Source organism: Mesorhizobium sp. M6A.T.Cr.TU.014.01.1.1 (assembly GCF_004022765.1).
Classification (GTDB): Bacteria; Pseudomonadota; Alphaproteobacteria; order Rhizobiales; family Rhizobiaceae; genus Mesorhizobium; species Mesorhizobium mediterraneum.
Genome location: NZ_RZPG01000009.1, coordinates 61,030 through 87,303, shown reverse-complemented (window position 1 = coordinate 87,303; position 26,274 = coordinate 61,030). Strand labels below are relative to the sequence as shown.

General features: G+C 63.7%; 29 protein-coding genes and 1 pseudogene. 13 read left to right on the top strand and 17 right to left on the bottom strand.

All coding sequences use genetic code 11. The features are described 5' to 3' along the window. Nucleotides 1-10: 10 nt before the first annotated feature. Nucleotides 11-508 (top strand): N-acetyltransferase, encoded by a 498-nt coding sequence (locus tag EN885_RS12285; protein ID WP_128243078.1) that lies wholly within the window; start codon nt 11-13, stop codon nt 506-508. Here EN885_RS12285 and EN885_RS12280 read toward each other — a convergent pair. The 5 genes from EN885_RS12280 to EN885_RS12260 form a co-directional block, all read right to left on the bottom strand. Next, the gene (locus EN885_RS12280) at nt 505-804 is read right to left on the bottom strand and encodes a DUF982 domain-containing protein (RefSeq protein WP_245493069.1); all 300 of its coding nucleotides are present in this window, start codon (nt 802-804) and stop codon (nt 505-507) included. The genes EN885_RS12285 and EN885_RS12280 overlap by 4 nt on opposite strands. A gap of 110 nt (nt 805-914) precedes the next feature. Beyond that, the gene (locus tag EN885_RS12275; RefSeq protein ID WP_128243079.1) at nt 915-1,289 is read right to left on the bottom strand and encodes a hypothetical protein; all 375 of its coding nucleotides are present in this window, start codon (nt 1,287-1,289) and stop codon (nt 915-917) included. After that, the gene (locus EN885_RS12270) at nt 1,267-1,557 is read right to left on the bottom strand and encodes a hypothetical protein (protein ID WP_127293648.1); all 291 of its coding nucleotides are present in this window, start codon (nt 1,555-1,557) and stop codon (nt 1,267-1,269) included. The genes EN885_RS12275 and EN885_RS12270 overlap by 23 nt, the downstream gene beginning before the upstream one ends. A gap of 26 nt (nt 1,558-1,583) precedes the next feature. Continuing rightward, nucleotides 1,584-3,215, bottom strand: a complete 1,632-nt coding sequence (gene groL, locus EN885_RS12265; protein ID WP_127293650.1) for a chaperonin GroEL — start codon at nt 3,213-3,215, stop codon at nt 1,584-1,586. 58 nt (nt 3,216-3,273) lie between these two features. Next, nucleotides 3,274-3,588, bottom strand: coding sequence for a co-chaperone GroES (locus EN885_RS12260; RefSeq protein ID WP_095482859.1), 315 nt, complete (start codon nt 3,586-3,588; stop codon nt 3,274-3,276). A 355-nt stretch (nt 3,589-3,943) separates the two neighbouring features. On the opposite strand from EN885_RS12260, the pseudogene EN885_RS12255 reads away from it, so the two are divergent. Continuing rightward, nucleotides 3,944-4,181: pseudogene (locus EN885_RS12255) on the top strand (protein usg). Between the two features lie 193 nt (nt 4,182-4,374). Here EN885_RS12255 and EN885_RS12250 read toward each other — a convergent pair. From EN885_RS12250 to EN885_RS12240, 3 genes are all read right to left on the bottom strand, one after another. Continuing rightward, complete coding sequence (locus EN885_RS12250; protein ID WP_158302496.1) at nt 4,375-5,052, bottom strand: outer membrane protein; 678 nt, start codon at nt 5,050-5,052, stop codon at nt 4,375-4,377. 548 nt (nt 5,053-5,600) lie between these two features. Further along, nucleotides 5,601-5,858 (bottom strand): DUF982 domain-containing protein, encoded by a 258-nt coding sequence (locus EN885_RS12245; RefSeq protein WP_095482768.1) that lies wholly within the window; start codon nt 5,856-5,858, stop codon nt 5,601-5,603. 155 nt (nt 5,859-6,013) lie between these two features. Continuing rightward, nucleotides 6,014-6,232 carry a hypothetical protein gene (locus tag EN885_RS12240; protein WP_164759062.1) on the bottom strand — a complete coding sequence of 73 codons (219 nt, stop codon included), beginning with the start codon at nt 6,230-6,232 and terminating at the stop codon, nt 6,014-6,016. A 231-nt stretch (nt 6,233-6,463) separates the two neighbouring features. Here EN885_RS12240 and EN885_RS12235 point away from each other — a divergent pair, with 231 nt between their 5' ends. Together EN885_RS12235 and EN885_RS12230 are read left to right on the top strand one after the other, a co-directional pair. Next, nucleotides 6,464-6,925 (top strand): Hsp20 family protein, encoded by a 462-nt coding sequence (locus EN885_RS12235; protein ID WP_128243080.1) that lies wholly within the window; start codon nt 6,464-6,466, stop codon nt 6,923-6,925. A gap of 55 nt (nt 6,926-6,980) precedes the next feature. Then, on the top strand, nt 6,981-7,517 hold the full coding sequence (locus tag EN885_RS12230) for an Hsp20/alpha crystallin family protein (RefSeq protein WP_095482770.1): 537 nt from the start codon (nt 6,981-6,983) through the stop codon (nt 7,515-7,517). A 38-nt stretch (nt 7,518-7,555) separates the two neighbouring features. Here EN885_RS12230 and EN885_RS12225 read toward each other — a convergent pair whose 3' ends face one another. From EN885_RS12225 to EN885_RS12190, 8 genes are all read right to left on the bottom strand, one after another. Then, nucleotides 7,556-7,777 carry an EF-hand domain-containing protein gene (locus tag EN885_RS12225; RefSeq protein ID WP_245465630.1) on the bottom strand — a complete coding sequence of 74 codons (222 nt, stop codon included), beginning with the start codon at nt 7,775-7,777 and terminating at the stop codon, nt 7,556-7,558. Nucleotides 7,778-8,598: 821 nt separating this feature from the next. After that, nucleotides 8,599-8,916: a hypothetical protein gene (locus tag EN885_RS12220; RefSeq protein WP_095482771.1), complete on the bottom strand. Its 318-nt coding sequence runs from the start codon at nt 8,914-8,916 to the stop codon at nt 8,599-8,601. Between the two features lie 255 nt (nt 8,917-9,171). Beyond that, nucleotides 9,172-10,068 (bottom strand): ribokinase, encoded by an 897-nt coding sequence (locus EN885_RS12215; protein ID WP_128243081.1) that lies wholly within the window; start codon nt 10,066-10,068, stop codon nt 9,172-9,174. Beyond that, entirely contained in the window at nt 10,065-10,940 is an 876-nt protein-coding gene (locus EN885_RS12210) for a MurR/RpiR family transcriptional regulator (protein ID WP_127204189.1), read from the bottom strand. Before EN885_RS12210 ends, EN885_RS12215 begins: the two co-directional genes overlap by 4 nt. Next, entirely contained in the window at nt 10,937-11,914 is a 978-nt protein-coding gene (locus tag EN885_RS12205) for an ABC transporter permease (protein WP_164897828.1), read from the bottom strand. The genes EN885_RS12210 and EN885_RS12205 overlap by 4 nt, the downstream gene beginning before the upstream one ends. Nucleotides 11,915-11,930: 16 nt before the next feature. Next, nucleotides 11,931-13,457, bottom strand: coding sequence for a sugar ABC transporter ATP-binding protein (locus EN885_RS12200; protein WP_128243082.1), 1,527 nt, complete (start codon nt 13,455-13,457; stop codon nt 11,931-11,933). A 69-nt stretch (nt 13,458-13,526) separates the two neighbouring features. Then, nucleotides 13,527-14,585: a substrate-binding domain-containing protein gene (locus tag EN885_RS12195; RefSeq protein WP_128243083.1), complete on the bottom strand. Its 1,059-nt coding sequence runs from the start codon at nt 14,583-14,585 to the stop codon at nt 13,527-13,529. A gap of 44 nt (nt 14,586-14,629) precedes the next feature. Continuing rightward, a complete protein-coding gene (locus EN885_RS12190; protein WP_128243084.1) occupies nt 14,630-15,619 on the bottom strand; it encodes a sugar phosphate isomerase/epimerase family protein in 990 nt (329 codons plus the stop codon). A 247-nt stretch (nt 15,620-15,866) separates the two neighbouring features. Here EN885_RS12190 and EN885_RS34200 point away from each other — a divergent pair, with 247 nt between their 5' ends. The 8 genes from EN885_RS34200 (at nt 15,867) to EN885_RS12150 (ending at nt 24,540) form a co-directional block, all read left to right on the top strand. Then, entirely contained in the window at nt 15,867-17,423 is a 1,557-nt protein-coding gene (locus EN885_RS34200; RefSeq protein WP_245493068.1) for an alpha/beta hydrolase, read from the top strand. 150 nt (nt 17,424-17,573) lie between these two features. Then, nucleotides 17,574-18,407, top strand: a complete 834-nt coding sequence (locus tag EN885_RS12180) for an alpha/beta hydrolase (RefSeq protein WP_128243085.1) — start codon at nt 17,574-17,576, stop codon at nt 18,405-18,407. 268 nt (nt 18,408-18,675) lie between these two features. After that, entirely contained in the window at nt 18,676-19,278 is a 603-nt protein-coding gene (locus tag EN885_RS12175; protein WP_128243086.1) for a CDP-alcohol phosphatidyltransferase family protein, read from the top strand. Nucleotides 19,279-19,307: 29 nt separating this feature from the next. Continuing rightward, the gene (locus EN885_RS12170; protein ID WP_128243087.1) at nt 19,308-21,098 is read left to right on the top strand and encodes a bifunctional alpha/beta hydrolase/class I SAM-dependent methyltransferase; all 1,791 of its coding nucleotides are present in this window, start codon (nt 19,308-19,310) and stop codon (nt 21,096-21,098) included. Between the two features lie 2 nt (nt 21,099-21,100). Then, nucleotides 21,101-22,441 carry a phosphatase PAP2/dual specificity phosphatase family protein gene (locus EN885_RS12165; protein ID WP_128243088.1) on the top strand — a complete coding sequence of 447 codons (1,341 nt, stop codon included), beginning with the start codon at nt 21,101-21,103 and terminating at the stop codon, nt 22,439-22,441. Then, nucleotides 22,438-22,872 (top strand): hypothetical protein, encoded by a 435-nt coding sequence (locus EN885_RS12160; RefSeq protein WP_128243089.1) that lies wholly within the window; start codon nt 22,438-22,440, stop codon nt 22,870-22,872. The genes EN885_RS12165 and EN885_RS12160 overlap by 4 nt, the downstream gene beginning before the upstream one ends. 8 nt (nt 22,873-22,880) lie before the next feature. Beyond that, a complete protein-coding gene (locus EN885_RS12155) occupies nt 22,881-23,588 on the top strand; it encodes a lysophospholipid acyltransferase family protein (RefSeq protein ID WP_128243090.1) in 708 nt (235 codons plus the stop codon). Between the two features lie 22 nt (nt 23,589-23,610). After that, nucleotides 23,611-24,540, top strand: coding sequence for a phosphatidate cytidylyltransferase (locus tag EN885_RS12150; RefSeq protein ID WP_095482782.1), 930 nt, complete (start codon nt 23,611-23,613; stop codon nt 24,538-24,540). Here the strand turns inward: EN885_RS12150 and EN885_RS12145 are convergent. Beyond that, entirely contained in the window at nt 24,525-25,490 is a 966-nt protein-coding gene (locus EN885_RS12145; protein WP_128243091.1) for a hypothetical protein, read from the bottom strand. The two genes, EN885_RS12150 and EN885_RS12145, sit on opposite strands and share 16 nt — an antisense overlap. Before the next feature lie 313 nt (nt 25,491-25,803). Between EN885_RS12145 and EN885_RS12140 the strand changes: the two genes are divergently transcribed. After that, entirely contained in the window at nt 25,804-26,061 is a 258-nt protein-coding gene (locus tag EN885_RS12140; RefSeq protein ID WP_095482785.1) for a hypothetical protein, read from the top strand. Nucleotides 26,062-26,274: the final 213 nt, after the last annotated feature.

The following is a 26,274-nucleotide window of genomic DNA, read 5'->3' as shown; positions in this document are numbered from 1 at the left end:
GGAGGTAGCGATGACCCAGATCAGAACCATGACCGAACAGGACGTGCCGTCGGTATCGCAGCTCCTTGGCGAGTCCTGGCGCCGCACCTATTCGCGGATCATCGGCGCCGAGACCACGGCACGCATCTCGGACGGCCGTCACGCGCCGCAAAAGATCGCGGCGGAACTGGCCGACGACAACAAGATGTCGTTCGTCGCGGAACGGCCGGACGGCTCGATTGCTGGCTACGCGATGGCCGAAATGGACGAAACCGGCGACGTCATGCTCGACCGGCTCCACATCGACAAGAGCGAGTTCGGCACAGGGCTGGCCACCGATCTGCTGCACGCTGTCTTTGCCGCTCATTCGGGCATTCCCAGCATCCGCCTCGAAGTGATCGAGGGGAATGACCGGGCGATGGCCTTCTATCTCAAGCACGGGTTCGAAGTGGTCGAGCGCAGGCCTGCGTCCCACGGCGTGGAAGGCCATGCATCGTTCATCATGCGCAGGCTGCTGCCACGGGCTTAGTTCATGCTTCCCCGCGGTCGGCGACCCGTCTTCCGCTCAGGCCGGCGCATTGACGCACGGCGAACGCCTCGCCCAATCGGCAATCGTCCCACCCGCGACCGTAGAGCTCGTCTGCGGCGCGAGGAGATTGTTGCGGCGGGCAAAGCCACGAATGTCGCCCGCGCCGTCTCGGCGTCGATCTCGCCGTCCATCGCGGCCCGGCAAGCCTTGGCGGCGATGTCATGCGCGGCCGTCCGACTCGCCGCCGGCCAGTCGGCAAGCAGCGCATAGGCTTCGGCCGCGCTTTCTATCTTCAACGGCGTGCCTAGAGCAATTCCAGGAAAAGTGTGAAACGGTTTTCCGTCCGGAATTGTGCAAAAACAAAGAGATAGAGCGGTTCGGCGTTTCCGTGAAACGATGAACCGCTCTAGCCGGTAAGGATGGTGACCGGCTTTTCAAAAGAAGAACGATCCATGACATTCTCCTTTCGGGGCTCAGCTGTCTCCATTCTGGGTTCAAGAATCTGGCCGGGTTCCGCGCGAATTTCGGGCGCAGCTGACATCAGGATAGAAGACGTGGCGCCGGCGAGCCGGCAAGCCGGCACGGCCGGCGTGCTCGGCCGTGGTAGCGACCGATGCGCCTTGACCAGCGCCTCCAGCCAGGCCACCACGCCGAGAGGCGGATGCTCGCGCCCGCAGAGCCAGTTCCTTGCTCTGGAGACCGCATAGCCCGCCTCTTCGGCGAAATCGGTTTCCGACCATCTCAGCAGGCGCAGGCACTCACGCATCCGCGCCGCAATCATCTCTGCCCCCCTTGCCGGCTCCCAATCGCTGAGCCGACAGGAACATCAGCGTATAGGCCGCCTTGCGGCGATCCCAGCCGGCCGACTCGACTGCGTCAAGCAGTCCGTCGACAAGCGGCGCCAGCGCTTTCTTGCACTCCGTTTCATAGTTGAAATCGGTCCTGGGAAGGGTCGGCGCGGCGATCTTTCCAAAACTGTTCATCATGTCCATGGCAACACCTGCATATGGTCCGGGCACGACCGTGCGCGCCTTCGCATCGGCGGGCACGGTCGTTTGTCCTCAGAGGCCTGGCGTCAGTAATCCATGCCGGCACCGGCAGGCATCGCCGGCGTGGCCCCTTCCTTCTTCGGCTTCTCGGCCACCATCGCCTCGGTGGTGACGAGCAGGCCGGCGACAGAGGCGGCGCCCTGCAGCGCAGTGCGCACGACCTTGGCCGGATCGATGACGCCCTGTGCGTAGAGGTCGCCGAACTCGTTGGTCTGCGCGTTCCAGCCATAGCCGAAGTCGGTCGTCTCGCGCAGCTTGCCGACGATGATCGAACCTTCCGCACCGGCGTTCTCGGCGATCTGGCGCACCGGCGCTTCGATGGCGCGACGCACGATGTCGACACCGGTCTTCTGGTCGGGATTGTCGACGGCGACGTTGTCGAGCGCCTTCGCCGCCCTGAGCAGCGCCACGCCGCCGCCGGGCAGGATGCCTTCCTCGACCGCCGCGCGTGTGGCGTGCATGGCATCGTCGACGCGATCCTTGCGCTCCCTGACCTCGATCTCTGTCGAGCCGCCGACGCGGATGACGGCGACACCGCCGGCGAGCTTGGCCAGCCGCTCCTGTAGCTTCTCGCGGTCGTAGTCGGAGGTGGTTTCCTCGATCTGCGCCTTGATCTGGCTGATGCGCGCCTGGATTTCATCCTTGCGGCCGGCACCGTCGACGATGGTGGTGTTCTCCTTCTCGATCAGCACCTTCTTGGCGCGGCCAAGCATCTCCAGCGTGACGTTCTCAAGCTTGATGCCGAGGTCTTCCGAGATCGCCGTGCCGCCGGTCAGGATGGCGATGTCTTCCAGCATGGCCTTGCGGCGGTCACCGAAGCCCGGCGCCTTGACGGCTGCAACCTTCAGGCCGCCGCGCAACTTGTTGACGACCAGCGTCGCCAGCGCCTCGCCCTCGACGTCCTCGGCGATGATCAGCAGCGGCTTGCCGGATTGCACGGCGGCCTCGAGCACGGGAAGGATGGCCTGCAGGTTGGAGAGCTTCTTCTCGTGGATCAGCACATAGGGTTCTTCAAGTTCGACCCGCATCTTGTCCTGGTTGGTGATGAAATAGGGCGAGAGGTAGCCACGGTCGAACTGCATGCCTTCGACCACTTCCAACTCCGTCTCAGCGGTCTTGGCCTCCTCGACAGTGATGACGCCCTCATTGCCGACCCTTTCCATCGCCTCTGCGAGGAAACGGCCGATCTCGGCATCGCCATTGGCAGAGATGGCGCCGACTTGGGCGATTTCGTCGTTCCTGGTCACCTTGCGGGCATTGGATTTCAGGTCGGCGACGACGGCGTCGACCGCCTTGTCGATGCCGCGCTTCAGGTCCATCGGGTTCATGCCGGCAGCGACCGCCTTGGCCCCTTCCCTGACAATGGCCTGAGCAAGAATCGTCGCGGTCGTGGTGCCATCGCCGGCGGTGTCGCTGGTCTTCGAGGCGACCTCGCGCACCATCTGCGCGCCCATGTTCTCGAACTTGTCCTCAAGCTCGATCTCTTTCGCCACCGTCACGCCGTCCTTGGTGATGCGCGGGGCGCCGAACGACTTGTCGAAGACAACGTTGCGGCCCTTGGGACCGAGCGTCACCTTCACCGCATTGGCGAGAATATCGACGCCGCGCAACATCTTCTCGCGGGCTTCGGTATGGAATTTCACATCCTTGGCAGCCATTGGATAACTCCTTCAAATAGGCAGCTTTTCGTTGACTGATTGCTTGTTGCGGCCCCGCTCAGGCGGCCTTCTTCACTTCGCCGGTCAATTCGATCACCCCCAACACGTCGCTCTCCTTCATGATGAGCAGGTCTTCGCCATTGAGCTTGATCTCGGTACCGGACCACTTGCCGAACAGGATGCGATCGCCGACCTTGACGTCCAGCGGCTGCAACTGGCCGCTATCGTCACGCGCCCCGGGACCGGCGGCAATCACTTCGCCTTCCTGCGGCTTTTCCTTGGCGGTGTCGGGAATGATGATGCCGCCCGCGGTCTTCTCGTCGACCTCGATGCGGCGGACCAGGATACGGTCATGCAATGGACGGAACGCCATGTCGTTCTCCTCATAGGACAAACAGATTTTCTTGGACCTCCCTTCGCAGCCGGCCGGTACAACGGCCGATGCGACGGTGCGCGACCCTTGCTCAGGCATCGCGCATATCGAATTAGTCTGCCGATCCAGGCTTTCAAGAGGACGCCGAAAAAATTTTAGCACTCGCCATGGTCGAGTGCCAACACACTGTAATTGTGGCGCTATTCCAGAATTTGAACTGACGGATGCGGCTTGAAATCGCGGCGCAGCCTTTCCGACATCCTCGTCGGTCCCGGCACGCCTGCCGGCGGCCGGAACCGATGAGTAAGCGGAGGCATTTTTCCATGCGGAGGACAGTAACGAGTTCTGGCTCCAGATGCAGGGTTTTGGCCCGACAACGGCAGAGATCCATTATTCCCGACTATCAGGACCTGCTGCAGCTCTCAATCTGGCAGGAATACGACATCACCCCGGATTTCCCGACGCTGAAGCATTTCCTCGACTATTGGGAACGTGAGATCGAAGGCCCGCTGCATTCCGTGCGCGTCGCCCATCATCGTCTGATCCAGCCCTCCGAGTGGCGAGCGGTGGGCGGCGTCATCACCCTGCAATGACACAGCAAGAGGCGGCGCCTTCATGAAAGTCGCCGCGTTTGCAACACAGCGCGTCGACGCTGCCGGTGGCGTCGCACATCGTCCCACGTCGCGACCGACGCCTACGGGCCTGTAGAGCGGCCGGCGACAAGGTCAACCTGAGCCGTCCCTTGGCCAACTACTCGGACACCAAGATCATGAGCCGCTAGGGAGATCAGAACTTGTAGGCCGCTCCGATGCGGAAATCGTGTGTGTGGATATCGACGGAAAGGTCCTCGTCTACCGGTTGGGAAACGAAATCCTTCTTGTCGAATTCCGTGTAGCGGTACTCGCCACGCAGGAGCCAGTTGTCGGTCAGCGCATATTCGCCGCCCGCGCCCAAGGTCCACCCGACAAGGTTGTCGTCGGCGGAGCCGTAGGGAGCGCCCGCGGCGAATTCCTCGAAACCGAAGCGACCAAAGGCGACGCCGCCCGTCACATAGGGCAGGAAGCGGTCAATGGCATAACCCAGGCGCATCCGAACCGAGCCGGTCCAGTCGATCTCGGTCGTGCTCGAGAAAATGTCGTCGCCCGGCGCTACATCCGAACCTCCGACATCGCCCCAGGCGATGTCGGCTTCGGCGCCCAACACGATACCGTTGGTGAATTGATAATTGTAGCCGACGTAGACCCCGCCGATGAACCCGTCGAGGTCATGGCGGTAGTTGTAGGCGGGGTTGATATAGATATAGTCGGCGCGGCCTTCGAAGACATAGCCGACCTGGCCGCCGACATAGAGCCCTGACCAGCTGTAGGCCGACTCGGCGACACGGACCTCCTCGACGACCGCGTCGGCAGCGAAAGCGGTCGACGCGAGGAACGATAGCGATAGACCGAGAAACAGCTTCTTCATTGGTGGCTTCCCCCTCATTGATGTGTGCTGTCGTTAACACAACCTGACGGCCGGCACTGTGGCATAAGCGCAACGGATAGTAGTATACGCGCAACAGAGGGGCGCGCATGAGTTCGATCGCAGGATACTTGGCACATGGAGCCGAAGAAAGGCTCTGAAGTGGCCGTGGAACGGCCGGAGATCAGCAACTGCGAGGGTGAAGAGAACGCACCCATCGCGACCATCCGTCGAGCCATCAATGACTGAACCACCCATGGCGTGGGATCGAGCGATCTCGATCCTCGGCATCAACAGAACCCGCGACAACGATCTAGGCCCATGGTGAAAGCCCTGGGCCTTCTTCCTTGGAGCAACCCCCAAAAGGACTGTGACCCGGCGCAGCCGCCCGGACGTCCTCCTGCGCTGGAAGGAATGTTGCGCCGAATGCAAGCGAAGGAGAGACCTGAAATGACGTTCCCGAGCTACATAAACCGGCCGGGCAGAAGATCGTCGGAGCCCTGACGTTCAGGTAGTTGACTTCAGGTAGTTGACGTTCAGGTAGTTGACGTTCAGGTGGATTTACGTCCCGTGACAAGCAGTCCGGCCGTGCGAGCCGCCTTGACGAAGGCCGTGCGAGCCTCGCGGGCGGTGCGCCAACCGTCGAGCGCGTCGCGGCAGGCGCGATAGGCTGCGCGCCAGCTCCGGCCCCGCGCCCGGTCCGGCCACTGCTGCATGCATTCGATGGCTTCCCAACTGCTGGCGACCTTGCGCTCTCCGACGGATTGGAGCTTGAGTGTGATCGGCTCGGAAAACGGGACGTCCTTCATCACTTTCTCCTTCATTCTGTTTTTAGAGCAAGTAGCATCCTCGAATAAGCAGGAAGGCGGCCCGATCGGCGCCGGTGAACGAGATGGTTCGTCTGCCTGCGCGCTTCAAGACCTCCCTGCCCAAACCCCTGTCCCCTGCCCGACGCAACGGCCGGCTATAAGTCGTCGTCCGGCGGCTCGAGAAGCCCGATCAGCGTCGCCACCCTTGCCGACGGCAGAGGGCGGCCCTCGTTCACCAGCGCCTCATCGGCGCCGACCCAGGCAAAGGCCTCGCGCAACTCCTCGATCGTCGCGCCGGTCGAGGCGATGTCGGCGATGACGGCGTCGTCCACCGGGCCCAGCACCGATATGATGTCGTCGCGTGTCATGGTCATGATATCCTCCATGCGGCGTGCCGGCGCGACCCACAAATGAAGGTTGAAACCGGCATTGCCAGCCACAATCTGGCAACAAAAAATCTGGCAGCGCGACAGAATCTGGGTCTTGATTTCGGGCTGACAATAACCAAATCAAAATTGCCGGTTGCTGAATGGGGCCGGCAGAACCCAGGGAGCGCCAGCTCTTTGGCGTTCTTCGTACTATATTGCTCTATGGAGGATGTAGCTATGAGAACCGCATCCGATTTTTCCCCGCTCTATCGGTCGAGCATCGGTTTCGACCGCATCTTCGACCTTCTGGAAAACGCGCCTCAGACTGACAGCTGGCCGCCTTATGACATCGAGCGAAGCGACGAAAACACCTATCGCGTGACAATCGCGGTCGCCGGCTTTTCCGAAGACGATCTCGACATCAGCCACGAGCCCAACCTTCTGATCGTCTCTGGCGAGCGCAAGGAACAGGACAAGGTTGAATATCTGCATCGCGGCCTGCCGGTGCGACCGTTCACACGGCGCTTCGAGCTTGCCGATCACATGACGGTCACCGGCGCCTCGCTCAACAACGGCCTGCTGACGATCGACCTCGTGCGCGAAGTGCCCGAGGAGATGAAGCCGCGTCGCATCACGATCACTAGGGAAGACGGCGCGCCGAAGGCCGGGCAGGTTGAGAAGCCGAAGCAGGCCGCCTGAGCGAGGGTGAACTCTGGCGCCGCCTGGCACAACCAGTCGAGAAAGGAGAACACCAATGGCTATTCGTGATCTCATTCCCTGGGGCCGGGAGAATAGTCCGGTTCCCAGCTTCTATCGTGACGATGACCGGGATCCGTTCATGGCGTTGCATCGCGAGATGAACCGCATGATCGACGACGCATTCCGCGGTTTCGAAACGCGCATGCCCTCGTTCAGCGGATTTTCGTCGGCGCGCGCCAACTGGCCGAGCGTTGAGATCTCCGACGGCGAGAAAGAGGTCCGCGTGACCGCCGAAATCCCCGGCATGGACGAGAAGGACATCGAGGTGCTGCTCGACGACGGCGTGCTGACGCTGCGCGGCGAGAAGCGCTCCGAGACCGAGGACAAGGACAGGCACTTCTCCGAGCGGTTCTACGGCCGCTTCGAGCGCCGCATCCCGCTCGGCTACGAGGTCGAGGAGGACAAGGTGAATGCTGCCTTCCATAACGGCGTGCTCAGCGTGACGCTGCCCAAGACCCAGCGCGCGCAGACGAAGGCCAGGCGCATCGCCATCAGCGGCAGTGCCGTCAGTCCCGGCAAGAGCAAGCACTGACAACATCGGCAGCCGGACGCGCACGCGCCCGGCTGCGCTCAGTCGGTGCATACGCCACCCGACTCGCCGCGCTTGCGATCGAGCTTCGTGAACATGCGCTCGCGCGCCGCAAGCATCTCATCCCTGGAAATCGCGCCGTCGCCATTGGTGTCGAGCCGTTGCAGGATGCGCTTTCCCGGCGTGTCGTTTCCCTGGCCGTGCGCTGCGGAAAGCGGCACGAGCCCCATAAGCAGGGCCGCAATGAGTGCTGAACGTTGCATGGTGATGGTCCTTTCGCTGTCATTGGTCGCGCCGTCGTGGGTTTTGGCGGCGACTGCTGACCGATACGCAGGAAGGACCCTGCCCCTACGCTCGCCGGCGAAAAATTCTCGCCAAGCAACCGGCCCGCGCCGACAGACGATCAAGCAATATCATGCGGGCCGTGATCGATATCTAGTCAAGCAAACTCACTATTTGCAGGACCAGGACCAACAACACAAAGCCAAGGACGGATGCAAAGATAGCGATCCAAAAAACGGAGCGTTGCTTTCTGCTCACGGCTTTCCCCCAACGCACATCCCCTGCCCACCATACGAACGTTTGTCTCATAAAGTTTGCTTGAGGCCGGCGGAGGGAGCAAACGTGACTGCTTCAGGCAAAAAGAATCTCCTGCCAGGGTGCTCGTTCGCGAGGGCGGTTACATCATTCATCCGGCCGATGCGGAACATTAGCAATTTCTAATAGTTGTATTTGAGCAGTGGAGCCTTCGGGCTCCCACTGCAGATCGGGCTGCAACCTGATCGGCCCGCGCTCTCCGCCAGAGGCGCGGGCTTTCATTTGTTCGGCCGATGCGCCAGGCCACACGCTGGCCGCACATTGGAAGTCTGCGGGAGCATTAGTAGCAGAGGTCGCTACCGTGGCGTTCCTGGCGCCCAGGCAACGGAGCCCGTCGTCCGACAGGGCGGCGGGCTTTCGTTTCAATTGTCGAACTTTATCGGCTTGTCGGAGCTGAGCGAACAGCCTCGCCATCCGCTCGCATCCGATACGATGCAGAAACGCTAGCCCACATGAGCAATCCTGGCATGACGCTGCTGGAGCAAGTCTACAGAACAGGAGCCAATTCCAGCATCACGAAAGCGGTGACACCCAGCACGACAAGGGCATAGGCCGCATAAAGAACAAGCAGCAACACTTCAAAATCGCGGAACAAGGCTGTGGTAGCCTTGATCTGTTGCGGCTCTCTTTTCTCGATGAGGTCGGCTTCGGGGTGCCCCGCTCTGACGACGACATAGCCAATCCTGTCGTTCTCGGCTGCCTGCAATATCCGTTCCGCGATATCGAGAGCGATCACCGGATCATCGGCCAGCTGATTGCCCGCTATCCGGTATTCAGTAACAGTCTGGATTTCATGCTCTCTCATGCACGCTTAACCGCGTCATTTAAATTAGGTTCCACTAAAATACAGATGTCTGCGACCGAGCCGGTCGTCACATAACCGGGCGTCAACAATCCTAGGCCGCGAACCCCTGCCCCGCGTCCTCCAATTAAATGGCTCCCTATGGGCTGTTACGCATCTGCCGCGTGCCCGACAAGGCACCGCAAAAGAGTTCCCCGGCGATGTCGAAGTCACCGGGGCCAGGCGGGAGGCGCGCGCCCCCTTCTCAGCGCCCTTGCCTCAGATCGCCTCGCGCTCCCGTTCCGGCGTAGCGACCAGCAAGGCCGCGGCGGCATTGGCGGCGGCGATGGCGGCCTCGACCTGATGCCCGCGGGCAAGGCCTGCCGCGAACGCGCCAACGAACTCGTCGCCGGCTCCATGGGTGCTGACGACCTCCACCGGGATGGCGGGCAGCGCGAACGCGTGACCGTCACGGTCGCAATAGGCAACGCCCTCCCCGCCGGCCGTGACGATCGCGGCCGGGCAGAAATCGATCAGCATGCGTGCCGCCTCGGCAGCACCCTCGAGCGCATCGACGACCGGAACGCCGGCCAGAAATCCCGCCTCGATGGCGTTGACGATCACGACATCAACCAACGCGACCAATTCGTCCGACAGTTTCCGGGCGGGTGCGGCATTGAGCACGACGCGGCCGCCATGCGCCTTCACCGCCCGCGCTGCGGCGATGTTGGCGGGTTCCGGGACCTCATTCTGCAGCAGCAGCACCGCAGTTTGCGCAACCATTTCGGTCGCGGCCGCGATGTCCTTCTCACCCAAGGTGAGATTACTGCCTGAGACGATCACCGCGCCATAGTCGCCGCCGTCGTCGAAGATCGCCACGCTCATGCCCGAGCCGGCGCCAGGCGCGACCCGCACGAAGCGGCTGTCGACGCGGCAGCGACCGAGATTGTCGAGAAGCGCGCGGCCGAAATCGTCATCGCCGACCGCGCCGATCATCGCTGCGCGCACGCCGGCCCGTGCCGCCGAGACAGCCTGGTTGCCGCCCTTGCCGCCGCATTTCGGCTGCCAGGCATGGCCGGTCACGGTTTCACCCTTGCGCGGGCGGTCAGGCGCTTCGACCATGATGTCGTAATGCAGGCTGCCGAACACGGTGACCAGCGGTCTCGGTGGCGTCATGTGCCCCTGTCCCGGCGCTTCGACGTCACCGCCGACATCGTGCGGCCGAGATTGCGCTCCGCCGCCTGGTAATCGCGCTGGGCCACCGCCACGAACAGCGCGTCGAGAATGTTGAGCTGAGCGATACGCGCCGCCGCGTTCTCGCCCATCAGCGGCGAGCCTTGCGCGGTCGAGCACAGCACGATGTCGGCGATATCAGCCAGCGGCGAGTTGTCGTAGTTGGTGATCGCCAGCGTCCGCGCGCCGCTCTTGCGGGCGAGCTGGATGGCATCGATGACAGCGCTGGTGTTGCCGGAATGCGAGAAGCCGACGGCGATGTCGTCGGCGCCGAGCAGCGAGGCCGACATCAGCATCATGTGCGAATCGTCGTAGACGGACGCGCGGATGCCGATGCGCAGGAATTTATGCGAGACGTCGCGCGCGATCTGCGCCGAGCCGCCGACGCCGTAGAAATCCCGGTTCTTGGCGCGATAGAGAAGATCGGCGGCGCGGTCGAAATCGTCCATGTCGAGGATGGCCAGCGTCTCCTCCAGTGCCTGGATGGAGGTGCGGAACACTTTTTGGACGATCTCGGCCGAGCTGTCGTCGACCGACAGCTCCTGGTGCATTTCGGCGGTCGGCAGACGACTGTATTCGTAGACGGCGGTGCGGAAGTCGCGATAGCCGGAAAAGCCCAGCTTCTTGGCGATCTTGACGACCATCGCCTCCGACACGCCGGCTTCTTCGGCGATCTGCTTGAGCGGAATGGTCTCGTCGAAGCCGCGCCTCCCGAAGACGGTTTCCACCACCTTGGCCTCGAGCGGCGTCAGATGCGGCATCATCATGCGGATCCGCGGTCCTACTGCTTTCAGATCCAGGCTGGTCAAGGTCATCCACGTCCCCTCGTCACGCGATCGATAAGCATCGCGGCGAGGATTATAAGGCCAGTTGCCAGCAGCTGATAGAAGGACTGGACATTCATCAATGTCAGGCCGTTGCGCATGGTGCCGAGGATGACGGCGCCCAGGATGGTGCCGACCACGCTGCCCTTGCCGCCCATCAGCGAGGCGCCGCCGATGGCCGCCGCGGCAATCGCATCGAGCTCCCAGAGGTTGCCAAGAATGGGCTCGGCAGCACCCAGCCGGCCGATCAGGATCTGCGCAGCAAGGGCGGCAAGCAGGCCCGAGATCATATACGCGGCGATCTTGGTGCGGGCGATCGGCACGCCGGCTATGTAGGCGGCCTCCTCATTGCCGCCGACGGCGAGCAGATATTCGCCGAACGGCGTCTTCTTGAGGATGATCCAGGCGATCAGCGCGACCACGGCCACGATGATGACCGCCAATGGCAATCCAAACAGCGAGCCGTTGAAGATGGCGCGGAAGCCGGCAGGCAGGCCGAGCACCGGATTGCCGCCGGTATAGATCAGCGCCAGCGCCCGGTAGGTGCTCAGCGTTCCCAGCGTGACGATGAAAGGCTGTAGCCCGACATAAGCGACCAGCACGCCGTTGAGCAGGCCGCAGACGAGGCCGATGGCGAAACCGGCGGCGATGGCCAGCGGAAACGGCACGCCGGCGACCAGCATCGAGGCAGAGATGACGGCCGAAAGGGCTGCCGTCGGCCCGACGGACAGATCGATGCCGCCCGAGATGATCACCAGCGTCATGCCCAGCGCCAGGCAGGCGTTGATGCTCGATTGCTGCAGGATGTTGATCAGGTTGCGCTCGGCAAAGAAGCCCGGGACCAGCGCACCGAAGACGGCGAGGATCACCACCAGGCCGATCAGCGTGCCGGCGTCGCGCACGGAAAACCGGTGCAGGAAATCCGCCCGTGGGCGCGCTGCTGTGCGTTCGGTTATATCAGTCATCCGCTGGTCCTGTCCGTTATGCACCGGCCCGATGGCCTTGCGCCGTGCCGGCCTTCGCTTCCGTTTGCGGTATCGCGTGGGCCGCGATCGCCTGTTCGCTGAGATCAGCCCGACCGAGTTCGGCGGCGACCATCCCGTCGCGCATGACCAGCACGCGGTCGGCGAGCCGGATCACCTCGGGAAGCTCGGACGACACGACGATTACCGAATGGCCTTCGGCGGCGAGCTCCTCGATCAAGTGGTAGATCTCCGCCTTGGCGCCGACATCGATGCCGCGCGTCGGCTCGTCGAACAAAAGGATGCGCGTTCCCGCCGCCAGCCAGCGGCCGATGATCGCCTTCTGCTGGTTGCCGCCGCTGAACAGCCGGATCGGCCGGTCGAGCAGGAACGGCCTGAGATTGACCCGCTTCATCTTCTCGGCCGCGACCCGTTTCAGCCTGGTGTGATCGATGACGCCGCGCGGCGCGAACACGCCCATCGATGCCAGCGCCATATTGCTGGAGATCGAGCGCAGCGGCACGATGCCTTCGCGCTTGCGCTCCTCCGGCACTAAGCCGATACCGGCGGCGATGGCATCGCGCGGACTGGAAAGTTTTACCGCCTTGCCGTCGATCTCGACCGCGCCTGATGAGGCGCGGTCGGCGCCGGCCAGCAGCCGCAGCAGTTCGGTGCGGCCCGAGCCGACCAGGCCGGCAATGCCCAGCACCTCGCCGCGATGCAGGTCGAACGAGACGTCATGGACCTTGGTCGGCGAGGCGAGGCCGCGAACGCTCAACCTGACCTCGCTGGAGGTGTGCGAGCGGTGCTGTTCCTGGGCAAGCTCGCGGCCGACCATCATCGAAACGACGGCCTTTTCCGACACCTGCGCAAGATCGACGGATCCGACCACGACGCCGTCGCGCATGATGGTGGCGCGCTGGCAGATGCCGAACACCTCGTCCAATTTGTGCGAGACATAGACGACCGCGACACCGTCGCGGGCGAGGCCGGCAATGACTTCGGCCAGGCGCTCGAATTCTTTCGGCGTCAGGCTCGATGTCGGCTCGTCCATCGCCACGATGCGCGCGCGATCGAGTAGCGCCCGGGCGATCTCGACGATCTGCCGCTGCGCGACCTTCAGGCTGCCGAGCGGCGCTGCCGGATCGATCGTCGGGTCGATGGCCGCAAGGGCTTCCGCAGCGCGGCGTTCCTGCTCGCGCCGTGCGACGAAGATGCCGCCACGCGTCAGCGGATGGCCGAGGAACATGTTCTGGGCGACGCTGAGGTGCGGCACCTGCTGCAATTCCTGATGGATCATGGCGACGCCCGCGGCGCGTGCGGCGACCGGATTGCTCAGCGTCACCGGCTTGCCGTCGATCAGCACGCTTCCCGCCGTCGGCCTGTAGACCCCCGAAAGGATGCGCAGCAGCGTCGATTTGCCGGCGCCGTTCTCACCGAGCAGGCCATGAATTTCGCCGCCGCCGACCGAAAAGGACACATCGCTCAGCGCCCGCACGGCCGGAAACGTCTTGGAAATGCCCTCGAATTGCAGCCGGGGTGACATTGGTTCGTTCTCCGGGCAAGGGTGCCAGCCGTGAGCGAGATGCTCTTGCCGGCACCCGCCCTTGTGCCCTTAATTGCCCGCTGCCGCGTCCTCGAGCAGCGCCTTGCGCACGGCGTCGCCGGCGCCGGAGTAACGGTCGGCATTGTCCTTGGTGATCAGCGCCTGCGGCGTGGCGACGACGCGCGGCAGCTTCTGCCCGGCCACCAGTCGCAACGCCGATTCCAGCGCCACCTCGCCGGTCAGCACCGGGAAACTGTCGACGGTGCCGGTCAGCTCGCCGGCGCGGATCGAGGCATAGGCGTCGGAGATGCCGTCGGTGCCGAAGACGGCAACCTTGTCTTGCAGGCCGGCGGCCTTGACCGCTTCGACGATGCCCAGCGCCATGCCGTCATTGTTGGCATAGAAGCCGATCAGGTCGGGGTGCTGCTGCAGGATGTTGGTGGCCGCGTCGTAGGAGGTCTGGCGATCCCAGTTGCCGGGGACGCTGGCGACGACCTCGAACTTGCCGGCCTCGCTGATCGTGGTCTTGAAGCCGTCGGTGCGCTGGACGGCCGCATAGACGCCGGCCTGGCCTTCGACGATGGCGACCTTGCCGCCGTCCGGCCGGTTCTTGATGAACCATTTGGCGACGCGCACGCCATTGTCGCGCTGGACATTGCCGACATAGTGCTCGGCCTGCGGGATGACGGCGTCGTTGACGTTGACCACGGGCACGTTAGCGGCTTTGGCCTGTTCCATGATCGGCTGCAGGTTGGAGTCGGTCTGCGGCGAGACGAGCAGCACGTTGTAGCCTTGCGTGACCAGGCCTTCGGCGATGGTGAGCTGGCCGAGCTGGTCGCCCTCGCTCTGCGCCGCCTGGTAGACGACCGGGACAGCGACGCGGTCGCCGAACGACTTGTAGCCCTCACCTAGCGAGCGCCAGTATTCGTTGGTCAGCGTCTTGGAGACGGCGCCCGCCTTGGTGCCGTCGGGCAGCTTGGGGAACGCACCGAACTTGGCCTCGAGCTGCGACCAGTCGATGCGATCCTTCTCGGTGTCGGAATTGAGCGGCGCGAGGTCCGCGGAAAAAGCCGAGCCGATGGACAGCGCCATCAGTGCAGCGGTGGCGGTGGCAAGCAGAAATTTCATGGTCTTTCCTCCCTTGTTGAAAAACGGTCTATGCCGCCGGAGCCTCAGCTGTCCGGTCCGAGCATGGCTTCCTGGATGATGGCCTGCGACGCGACCGCGTCCTGACGGTCGACGGCGGCGGACAGGCGGTGGTCCTTTTTCAGCCGATCGACGACGCGCAGCATGCGCTTGACGGTGGCGATGTTGACTTCGCATTCGTGGACCGGATCGAGCCCGGTCATGTCGGGGAACGTGTCGAAGTAGATGGCGCCGGCGTAGCCGTCGCGGCGGATCTGCCTGAGCAGCTCGATCGTCTGCAGCGTGTGCACCGCGCCGACCATCAGGCCGTCGTCGCGCTTGGCGTAGCCATCGTTGAGATGCACCCCGAGCAGCTTGCTATGGCGCGCCACGAGTGCTGCGGCAAAGGCCGGCTGCTCGTCGGCATAGAGCACATGAGCGAAATCGAGCGTCACGCCGAGATTGGGCAGGCCGATCTCGCGGATCGCCAACAATGTCGTCGCCGCGTCGGGCATCAGGCTGTAGGAACGCGGCTCGTTGGGCTTGTATTCGAGGCTGATCTCGCAATCGGGATCATGCACCGCAACTTCACGGATTCCATCGATTTCGTGTTGCCACAGCGTCGCGTAATCGGCCTGGAAAGCATAATCGAAGCCATCCTGCCCTAGCCACAGCGTCATCAGACTGGCGCCCGCTTCGCGCGCTGCGTCAATGCCGGCCTTGGTCAGGTCGATGGCTTCGCGGCGAACCGCGGGATCAGGATTGGTGAAGGCACCGAGCTTGAAGGCCGGGTTGGAGTAATAACGCATGGCGAAACCATTGATCGAAAGCCCGAGATCGCCGAGCTTTCGCGCCACTTCTGCAGGTTTTTCGCCGACATGGTCGGGAAAATTCAAGTCGAGGTCGGTCAGCCCCGCAACCTTCGCCGCACGCGCCGCCATCTGCAGCATCGACGGCTTGCCGACAAGATCCGGCCATTCGGCCTGCGGCCGCGAGGCAAAGGAATTCAGGCGCGTGGCGAAACGATTGGTTGTCATGGGTGACCCTTCGATTGACATAACTTCACATGTTTTAGGATATTTGTAAAGTTCCTATTTAACATAAACCCTCGGCCTTAGCCGGACTGAACGCAACCGAAAGCGGATTTTCATGGCCGGCCCGATCTTCGCAGACTAACCGCTGGCGAAGCAGCCGATCCATCGCGTCAGCAGGCGCCGACCATCACGCAAATTTACACAGAGCGGCATCGCGGGTAAAACTGCCTGCAAGCGATCGGCGTCCCAAATGATGGGCCCACTGAAGATCAAGGTGCTCGGCGAACTGGTGGTCCTGCGGGGCGCCGAGGAGATCGCGCTGCCGCCGTCGAAGAAAACGCGCGCTCTGCTCGCCTACCTGGTGGCGACCAACCGGCGCCAGCGACGCGACCATCTGTGCCAGATGTTCTGGGAGGTCCCGGACGATCCAAGGGCTTCGCTGCGATGGAGCCTCTCGAAGCTGAGGCAGATCATCAACCAGGACGGTGATGAGGACTGCCTGAAGGCTGATCGAGAGAGCGTGTTTTTCGACACCGCCAAGCTTGATGTCGATTTGCTGCAAGTCGCCCACATGACGGCGAACGAGGTGCGCTTGCTCGACATCTCACGCCTGGAAACGTTGGCCGCAATGTTCCGAGGGCGGTTCATCGAGGACCTCGAACTGCCTCGTTGCCCTGTGTTCGAGGCTTGGCGCACATTCCACGGTGACGCATTGGATCGCACCAGATCGATGATCCTGCAGGCGCTTGTCGAGCGGCTGGGCAGCGACCCTGAACAGGCCCTTTCCTATGCCGAAACGCTGCAGTCTCTGGACCCGACCAACAAGCAGGTTTCATTGGAGATGAGATCGCTCACCGCTTCGGCGCGACAGCGCGCAACACAACTGCAGTCGGCGAGCGAGGAAGCCGGGGGACACGCATCGGGTGAAGGTCCGGCTCCGGGTGGACGCCAAAATGAGCACAGGCGTTCCCAGCAGATACACTATTGCAGCAGCCCCGACGGCGTCCGGATCGCCTACGCGGTTTCGGGCGACGGCCCGCCGCTGCTTCGCGCGGCGCACTGGATGTCGCATCTGCAATATGAATGGGAAAGCCCGGTGTGGCGACACTGGATCGATCGGCTTTCGAGCGAGAATACGTTGATCCGATACGATGAGCGCGGCAACGGCCTATCCGACTGGAATATCGGCGACTTCTCCTTCGACGCCATGGTCACGGATCTGGAAAGCGTTGCCGACGCAAGCGGCCTGGACCGTTTCCCGCTGCTCGGCGTCTCGCAAAGTTGTGCGGTATCGGTCGCCTATGTCATCCGCCACCCCAAGCGCGTGTCACGCCTCATCCTCTATGGCGGCTATGCAAGGGGTCGGCGAAAGCGCGGCGACATCCACCAGCTCGATACCCATGAAGCCATGACCACCCTAATCCGTGAAGGATGGGGCAAGGACAATGCCGCGTTCCGCCAGCTGTTCACCGAGGCGTTCATTCCGGGTGCCAGCCGCGAGCAGATGGCCTGGTTCAACGATCTCCAGAGGCAGACCACATCGCCGCTCAACGCCAGCCTGCTTCACTCCACTTTCGGCGACATAGACGTCTCGGCGATGCTGGGAGAGGTCAGCGTTCCGACGCTGGTGCTGCATGCAAGGAACGATGCCGTGGTTCCCTTTGAGGAAGGCAAGGTGCTCGCGGCCGGCATACCGGGCGCGCGCTTCGTCGACCTCAACAGCGCAAACCATATCCTGCTCGGCGACGAGCCTGCCTTTGCCGATTTCCTGCGCGAAGTCCGGTCGTTCATCGCCGGACCCGAGTGACGGATCAGCCCGGCGGCGTGTTCGCCGCGCATGGTTCCTTTGTCCAGCCGGAAAGTTTCAACGGTTCGGCCGCCCTTTTCTAACGCCCGCAACAACACTCCTTCCAACGCAAACCAGCGATCATCCGTGGTCAGCAAATGGAGTACCGAGATGAAGATTCATTCTGTGATCGGCGGCGGCGGCGTGAAGCTGCATGTGCGCGAATGGGGCAAAGCCGATGCTCCAGCCATCCTCTTCATCCACGGGTGGTCGCAGAACCACCTCTGCTGGCACAAACAGTATGAGAGTGAACTTGCGGAAGCGTTTCGCCTCGTCGCCTTCGATCTTCGCGGCCACGGCATGTCGGAAGCGCCCGAGGCACAGGAGCAGTATACCGAACCCAAGCCATGGGCGGACGATATTGCCGCCATCGTCGGCCAGCTCGGCCTCGACCGGCCCGTTCTCGTTGGGTGGTCTTATGCGGGCTTCATCATCTGTGACTATGTTCGCGTTTACGGTCAGGATGCGATTGCCGGGATCAACTTCGTCGGTGGGGCCGTCACGCTCGACAGGGCGGCGTTCGGCGTTTTGATCGGCCCCGGCTTTCTCGATCACATGCCGGGCGCGACCGCAGGCGACTTTCCCTCCAACGTCCAGGCCATTCGCGACTTCGTGCAGGGCTGCACCGCGCGACCGCTACCGAGAAACGAATACGAGGTGGCACTGTGCTGGAACATCGTTGTGGCCCCAAGAGTCCGGGCTGCGCTCGTCACGCGCGCGATCAACTCCGACGACGTTCTGGCCATATTAGAGAGGCCTGTCCTTATGACTCAGGGCCGCAGCGACACGGTGATCCTTCCGGCAATGGGCGATCACATCCTCAAGACGTGTCCGACGAGCACCGCTTCCTGGTACCCCGAGACCGGACACGCACCCTTCATCGAGGACTCTCCTCGTTTCAACCGCGAACTCGCCGACTTCGTGCGCAAAGCGAGGACACCATAGCCGACGTTAGAGGCCCTTTCGCGCCGGGGCGTCAGCTCGATCGGACCGGGCCGTCATGTCTGCTATTGGCGGCGCATTGCGGACGTAAGGCTCGACGCGGCGAATTTCCCTCCGGGTTATGAACGCGGCCTGCGTATCAGCGCCACGCCTCCCACCAGGATGTCGAGCCCGCCGTCAACAGCTTGGTTACGCTCGCCGCCCTTGCTTCTTGCGCGCCAATTGACCATCCTCGCCGACGTTAGTTGCACCGCGGCCGGGGGGTTCGCACATGCCGACGCTCTATGCGCTGAAACCGGCCTTTCAGGCCAAGCTGCGGCCGCTCGCCGACAGGCTGGCCGTGGCCGGCGTCACCGCCAACCAGATCACGCTGCTGGCCGCCGCATTATCGGTCGCCACCGGCATACTGGTCGCGGCCCTTGCCGGCCATCGCGCGGTCTTCCTGCTGATGCCGGTTGTGCTGTTTGCGCGCATGGCGTTGAACGCCATCGACGGCATGCTGGCGCGGGAGCATGGTCAGGCCTCGAAGCTTGGCATGTACCTCAACGAGCTCTGCGACGTCGTTTCGGACCTCGCGCTGATCCTGGCCTTTGCCGTCATCTTCCCAGCCTGGGGCGTCGTCGCTTTCGCGATCGCGGCGATCGTCGTGGAGTTCACCGGCGTGCTCGGCATAGCGGCGGGAACGGGGCGCAACTATGCCGGGCCGTTCGGCAAGAGCGACCGGGCGCTGGCGCTCGGCATCATCGCCTTCCTCGTCGCCTGTGGCCTGTGGATCGCGGCGATCGCAGCGTTTGTGTTTCCGGCAATGGCTACACTCTCGCTGGTGACCGCCATCAACCGGATACGCAGCGGCCTTAACGGGAGCGACGATTGAAATTCCGGTCGCGACCGCTAGGGGAAAACATGCTTCACGAACAGACGATTGCCGCCGCCGCGGCTTTAGCAAACCTCAAGCGGGTGGCGCAGGAGCGCGTCTTCAAGAGCCATGACGGCACCGAGATCTTCTACCGCTACTGGCCGGCTGTCGGGCAACCTGCCAAGGGCGCGGTTCTGCTGTTTCACCGCGGCCACGAGCATGGCGGCCGCATGGCGCATCTGGTCGACGAACTCGACATGCCCGACCATGCCTTCTACGCCTGGGACGCGCGCGGCAATGGCCGCTCGGCCGGCGAGCGCGGCTACGCGCCGTCCTTTGCCGCGTTGGTGCGCGACATCGATTGTTTCGTGCGTGAGATCGGCAGCGACGGTTTTGGCCAGCGTGACATCGCGCTGATCGCGCAATCCTTCGGCGCCGTGCTCGCCGCCGCCTGGGTGCATGATTATGCGCCGCAGATTCGCGCTTTGGTGCTGGCCTCGCCGGCCTTCTCGGTCAAGCTCTACGTGCCTTTCGCCAAGCAAGGCATCGCGCTGTGGCAAAAGATCAAGGGGCGCTTCTTCGTCAATTCCTACGTCAAGGCCAAGTTCCTGACACATGATGCCGAGCGCATTGCCTCCTTCGAGGCCGATCAGCTGATCACGCGGCCGATCGCTTCCAACATCCTGGTCGAGCTCTACGACCATGCTGCGCGCGTCGTCTCGGATGCCCGCGCCATCACCGTGCCGACGCAATTGCTGATCTCGGGCAGCGACTGGGTGGTGCGGCACGCACCGCAGCACGAGTTCTTCGTCAATCTCGCCAGCCCGGCCAAGGAACGGCATGTGCTGCCCGGCTTCTTCCACGACACGCTGGGCGAACGCGACCGCAGCCAAGCGCTCGACCTGATCAAGCCGTTCCTCGAAAGACATTTCGCGACGTCAGCGAAGCCGGTCGATCTGACCGCGGCCGACCGCGCCGGCTACACGCGCGACGAGGCCGACCGGCTCGCCTCGCCGCTGCCGCTGCTATCGCCCAAGGGCCTCTATTGGGCAATGAGCCGTGCCTCGATCCGCATGGGCGCATGGCTGTCATCAGGCCTGCAGACAGGCATTGCCACCGGCTTCGATTCCGGCTCGACGCTCGACTATGTCTACGAGAACGAGGCGCGGGGCAGCAGCCCGCTCGGCCGCATGATCGACCGCACCTTTCTCGACGCCATCGGCTGGCGCGGCATCCGGCAGCGCAAGCTCAATCTGGAAGAGCTGATCGGCTCGGCCACCGAGACGCTGCAGGCCGCGGGCCGCCCGGTCCATATCGTCGATATCGCCGCCGGCCACGGCCGCTACGTGCTCGACGCCGTCGCCAAATGCGCTGTGCCGCCGGCCAGCGTGCGGCTACGGGATTTCTCCGACCTCAACGTTTCGCGCGGCTGCAAGCTGATCGCCGAGCGGCACCTGCCGACCAGCGTCTCGTTTCATCAGGCCGACGCCTTCGACCCCAAAATGCTTGCCGGGCTGAAGCCGGCGCCGGACCTCGCCATCGTCTCCGGGCTCTACGAGTTGTTTTCCGACAACACCATGATTGCCCGCTCGCTGGACGGGCTGGCCAAGGCGATGCAGCCCGGCAGCCTGCTTCTCTATACCAACCAGCCCTGGCATCCGCAGCTCGAAATGATCGCGCGCAGCCTTACCTCGCATCGCGGCGGCCAGGCCTGGGTGATGCGCCGGCGCACGCAAGGCGAGATGGACCAGTTGGTGGCGGCGGCCGGCTTCGAGAAACTCGACCAGCGCATCGACCAGTGGGGCATCTTCACCGTTTCCGTCGCGCGGCGCGTCTGAGCATGGTCGTGCCTATCCTTGGCGCTGACCCTGCCCTTTCTGCTCCTGCGCGCGAGCCGTACGCCGGGATCGTGCTGCGGGCGGCATTGTGGCTGGCGTTTCTGGCGCCGTTCTTCTACGCGACCTACGGTTTCGCCAACTGGCTGGCGTCGCAGCGCAACGATGTCGGCAGCATCGTCTTCGCCTGGGAGCGCGCCGTCCCGTTCATCGCCTGGACGATCGTGCCCTACTGGTCGATCAACCTGTTCTACGGCCTGTCGCTGCTGTTGAACGATACCAAAAGCGGCGTCGACCGTCTCGCCGGCCGCTATCTCACCGCCCAGATCGTCGCCGTCGCCTGCTTCATCGTCTTCCCGCTGACCGCGACCTTCATGCGGCCGCAAACATCCGGCCTGCCGGGCTTCATGTTCGCTGTGCTCGGCGGCTTCGACAAGCCGTTCAACCAGGCGCCGTCGCTGCACATCGCGCTGCTGGTCATCATCTGGGATCACTGGCGTTATCGGCTCAAAGGCACGACCAGCATCGTCTGGCATGCCTGGTGTCTGCTGATCGGCGCCTCGGTGCTGACGACATGGCAGCACCATGTCATCGATATCCCGACAGGCGCGCTGCTCGGCTTCTTTGCCCTGTGGCTGTTCCCGCGCGAGGGAGAATTGCCGTTCGCCGGCTTCCACCTAGCCGCCGATGCCAAGGCCCGGCGGTTGGCTCGGTTCTATGCGCTTGGCGCAGCGCTGGCGCTGGCCGGCACCGTTGCCGGCGCCTTTGTCTCGGCGCTGTGGCTCATCCTTTTGTGGCCCGCGCTGGCGCTGGCCATCGTCGCCTTCGCCTATGCCGGGGCCGGCGCCAAGGTGTTCCAGAAAGCGGCCGACGGCAGCGCCTCGCTGGCCAGCCGTATTTTGCTGCTGCCTTACCGGCTTGGCGCAAGGATCAATGTCTGGGCGTGGACGCGCACGCTGCCGGCGCAGATCGTGGTCGCCGACGGCGTCTTCCTCGGCCGCTTTCCGACAGCTGCTGAGGCCGACACTTTCGGCACGGTGATCGACCTTGCCGGCGAGCTAGAAAGGCCGCGCGGCGTGACCTGTCGCTGGACAGGTATCGCCATGCTCGATCTTTTGCCGCCGTCGCCAGAGGCGCGAGCGCAAGCGGTGGCGGCGATCGAAGCGGCTCGCAGCCACGGCACCGTGCTGGTCTGCTGCGCGCTCGGTTTCCAGCGCAGCGCCGGCGTCGTTGCTGAATGGCTGGTTGCCACTGGCCGCTCGCCGACGCCGGCGCAGGCGCACAAGCGGCTCGCAGCATCGGGCCGGCCGGTGCATCTTCAGATCAGGGTGGACGAGCCGGCATGAAAAGCGACGCCTATCAGGACAGGGCCGAGGCGTTCGCAGCCGGGCTGATGGTGCAGGCGGCGTGGCCGATTCTGCTGCTGGCGGCCGCCTTGATGGCCGCGCCGATCATTGGCGCGGTGGCCGGGCCGCAGGCAACGCCCATATCGGCCGCGGCCTGGCTGATCGCGGCAGCGAGCGCGGCGGCCATCCTCGCCTACTCTGCTTTGCTTGTCTTCGACGCGCTGCTGTTCCGGCTGATGGCCAGCCACGCCAGCGAGGCCGCAGCTGGTGCCGCGGTCGACGAGGTGCTGGCGCGCATGCGGCTGAAACCTCCCTCTGCCGGCGGCCGCTCGCTCGACCGGCGCATGGCGGGCACGCACCGCCTGCTGGCCAGGCAGCGCATCGCGATCGGCCTGTTCGGGGCGGCGTCCCTCGCCGCGGCCTTTGTCTGAGCCAGCCGATGAGCAAGCTCGGCACTCGCACCTTCACCATGCTGCAGACCGTGACCTCGGTCGGCCTGTCGGCGCTGGCCTGGGCGGTGACCGGCGTGCGGCCGATCTGGAACGGCAGCCAACCGTCTGACCGGCAGCGCATCTACTTCGCCAACCATGCCAGCCACGGCGACTTCATCCTGCTGTCGGCCTGCCTCAGCGAGAAGGAGCGCGCCCGCACCCATGCGGTCGCTGCCGCCGACTATTGGGGAAAATCGCGGCTGCGCCGGTTCATCGCGCAGGACATGCTGTCCTCCGTGCTCATTCACCGGCAGTGGACCGATGAGGCGCAGAATCCGATTTCGATCATGCTGTCGGTGCTCGACGAGGGCCATTCGCTGATCGTCTTTCCCGAAGGCACGCGCAACATGACCGACCAGCCGCTGCTGCCGTTCCGTTCCGGGCTTTACAATCTGTCGATGGCGCGGCCCGAGGTCGAGCTCATCCCGTGCTGGATCGAGAATATGTCGCGTGTGCTGCCCAAGGGTCAGTTCGTGCCCGTGCCGCTGCTTTGCCGCGTCGTCTTCGGCGCGCCGATCGCGATTGCGCCTGGCGAGGAACGCCGCGCCTTCCTCGACCGCGCCCGCGAGACGCTGCTTGCGCTGAACCCCCGCCCGCCAGCGCATGATGCGGAAAAGTGGAATCCGGCTTTCCGAAAAACATCCTGCGACCCCTAAGAGACGACCAGACAACATGCCAATGCGCGAGATCCTCATTCTGATTGTCGGACTCACTGCGGTGCTGATAACGGCGAGCCTGGTCGCCGGCATTCTGTCGTGGCGCGCGCCGAAGCCGCTGCCCTCGACGCTGATCAACCTCAACCAGCGCATCAATGCCTGGTGGGTGATGGTCCTGGCGATCACCGTCGCCTTCTTCTTCGGTCGCCACGGCATGACCATCCTGTTCGCGCTGATCTCGTTTGCGGCGCTGCGCGAATTCGTGACTTTGACGCACACCCGCCGCAGCGACCACTGGGTGCTGCTCGGCATGTTCGGCATCATCATCCCGTTCCAGTATTGGCTGGTGTGGACCGCCTGGTACGGCCTCTTCACCATATTCATCCCGGTCTACTGCTTTCTGCTTATGCCGGCGATCACCGCGCTCCACGGCGATACCGAACGATTTCTCGAGCGCGTCTCGGCGCAGCAATGGGCCGTCATGATCTCGGTCTACTGCGTCAGCCACGTGCCGGCGCTGCTGACGCTCGAGGTGCCCGGCTTCGAAGGTCGCAATTTGCTGCTGATCGCTTTCCTGATCATCGCCGTGCAAGGCAGCGACGTGCTGCAATACATTTTCGGCAAGCTGTTCGGCAGGCATCTGATGTCGCCCAAGGTATCGCCGTCGAAGACTTGGGAGGGCCTGATCGGCGGGCTGGTGGCATCGAGCCTGCTCGGCGCGCTGCTGTCGTTCCTGACGCCGTTCTCGCCGCTCCAGGCAGCGGGTGTCGCCTTCATCGCCTGCCTGATGGGATTTCTCGGCGGACTGGTCGCCTCCGCCATCAAGCGCGATCAGGGGGTGAAGGACTGGGGCCATCTGATCGAGGGCCATGGGGGCATGATGGACCGCGCCGACAGCCTGGTCTTCGCCGCCCCGGTTTTCTTCCACACGGTTCGCTATTTCTGGACGTGAGGCGCGGGGGTCGTCGGACCTAGCGGGGGATGGCTCAGCCAATGACGGTCGAACACGTCGAGAATGGCACGGAATTCGGCCGGCGGGATCTGGCTGGCGCTACCGTCGCTGTCTCCGGCGAGGAATTGCGCCAGCTGCCGGTCGACCGCTTCCGGCTGCTCGACGGTCACGCCTAGCGATGCCAAATCCCTAGCGATCGACCCGTCGGGCGGCAGATATCCGCCCCATGCCTCGGGCGCCGGGTCGCGCAAGCGGACGATCAGGATTCTGGTCAAGGATGGCTGCGGCTCCGGGCTGATGATTGTGGTGCCGCACATATAGCCGCCAAGCACGCTTCCCGGCCGCGACTGTGGGAACAGGCAGAGGAAGAAATGGGCATCGCCGCCGGTTTCCTTCAGAAACGCATAAAGGCCGCGTTTTGCCGGGCTCACCGGACCGCCGACCAGCAGTTGTCCGGTCGGCAACACCTCTCGATAGGCGGCAGTCAGGCCGCGCGCACCCGGCCCAGTCTCAATCGACAGGCTGCCCCTGATCAACTGGCCGCGATAATAGGGCGACAAAGCATGCGAATAGCACGCATAGGTTCCGGCAAGGGCCAATCCGAGGCTTCGCTCCTCATGCCCAGACGATGCCTCGAACTGCGCGCCGACGCGGCGTTCCAGTTCGGCCCTCTCGATGCCGTGGCGGGCGCAGATCGCCGCGGTGAAGCCTGGCAGGTCGCTCTCGGCGATCCAGGCGCCTGGCTGCTCCAGCTTGAGAACCTTCGACCAATCGTCGTAGACGCTGAGCTGGCGTGGCTGGGCGCGGCCCTGCAGCCATTTGTCGGCGCGGCCGAGATCGAACGCCGTGTTCGGGTTGACGTTCCGGAACGCCGCCGCAAGGTCCTTGCGGCTGATGGTTCCCAGCAGGGCCACAGTCAGCCGTAACTTCTGCGCGATATGCTGTGCCATCCCACCTGCCCCTTTATGCCACCGCAAGGCTTAACATGTGCCAGCACTTGCTCCCACCGCATTCATCGCGGGCCGGGCCTCTCCTAAAGTCGATATTCCAGGAAATCCGCAGAAATCCATGCCGTTCCACGCGCCTGCCCTTTTCGCCCCGGCAGGCGGCGCTAAGGTCGCGGAGGGCAAGGGCAAAACCGTATAGAACTCACGCTAATGTAGGCTTGAATACCAACACCCTTCCTCAGTCATTTGAACGACGGCGAAGCCGAGTTCTCGCAACCAGCGCAAGATGCCGCCTCAACAAGGAAGGAATAATTCGATGTCCTGGACTGCATCTCCCAAAATCTCCTTCACCGCGATTGCGGCTGGATCCGCCGCACTGCTGCTGCTGACCTTCGGGCCGGACGGACCGTCGCGAGCCGCTGCCGGCTCGCGCGCTGCAGCGACATATGGCAAGCAGGCTAAGCCGGCCATCGAGCCGACGCGCATCGAAGTCGACGGTGGCGCGCACGTGATACGCTTTTACATCGACGGCAAGCAGGTCGCCCTGCTCGACTCCACCGGCTTCAAGGATTGATCTCACACCGGCGCTGGCCGCGACATCGGCGGCCAAGCGCGACTGGATGTCCGTGTTCGGCCGCGCCGTTCCGGGCTTCGGCCGCCTGATGCGGCTGCGAGCCTAATACGCGCCGGCACCTGCTCCGTTCCCCACGGGCCGCACTTTTCCACAAGCCGATATTCCAGGAATTCCACAGAATTCCACGCCCTTCCACACAGCGGCGGTGTTCGA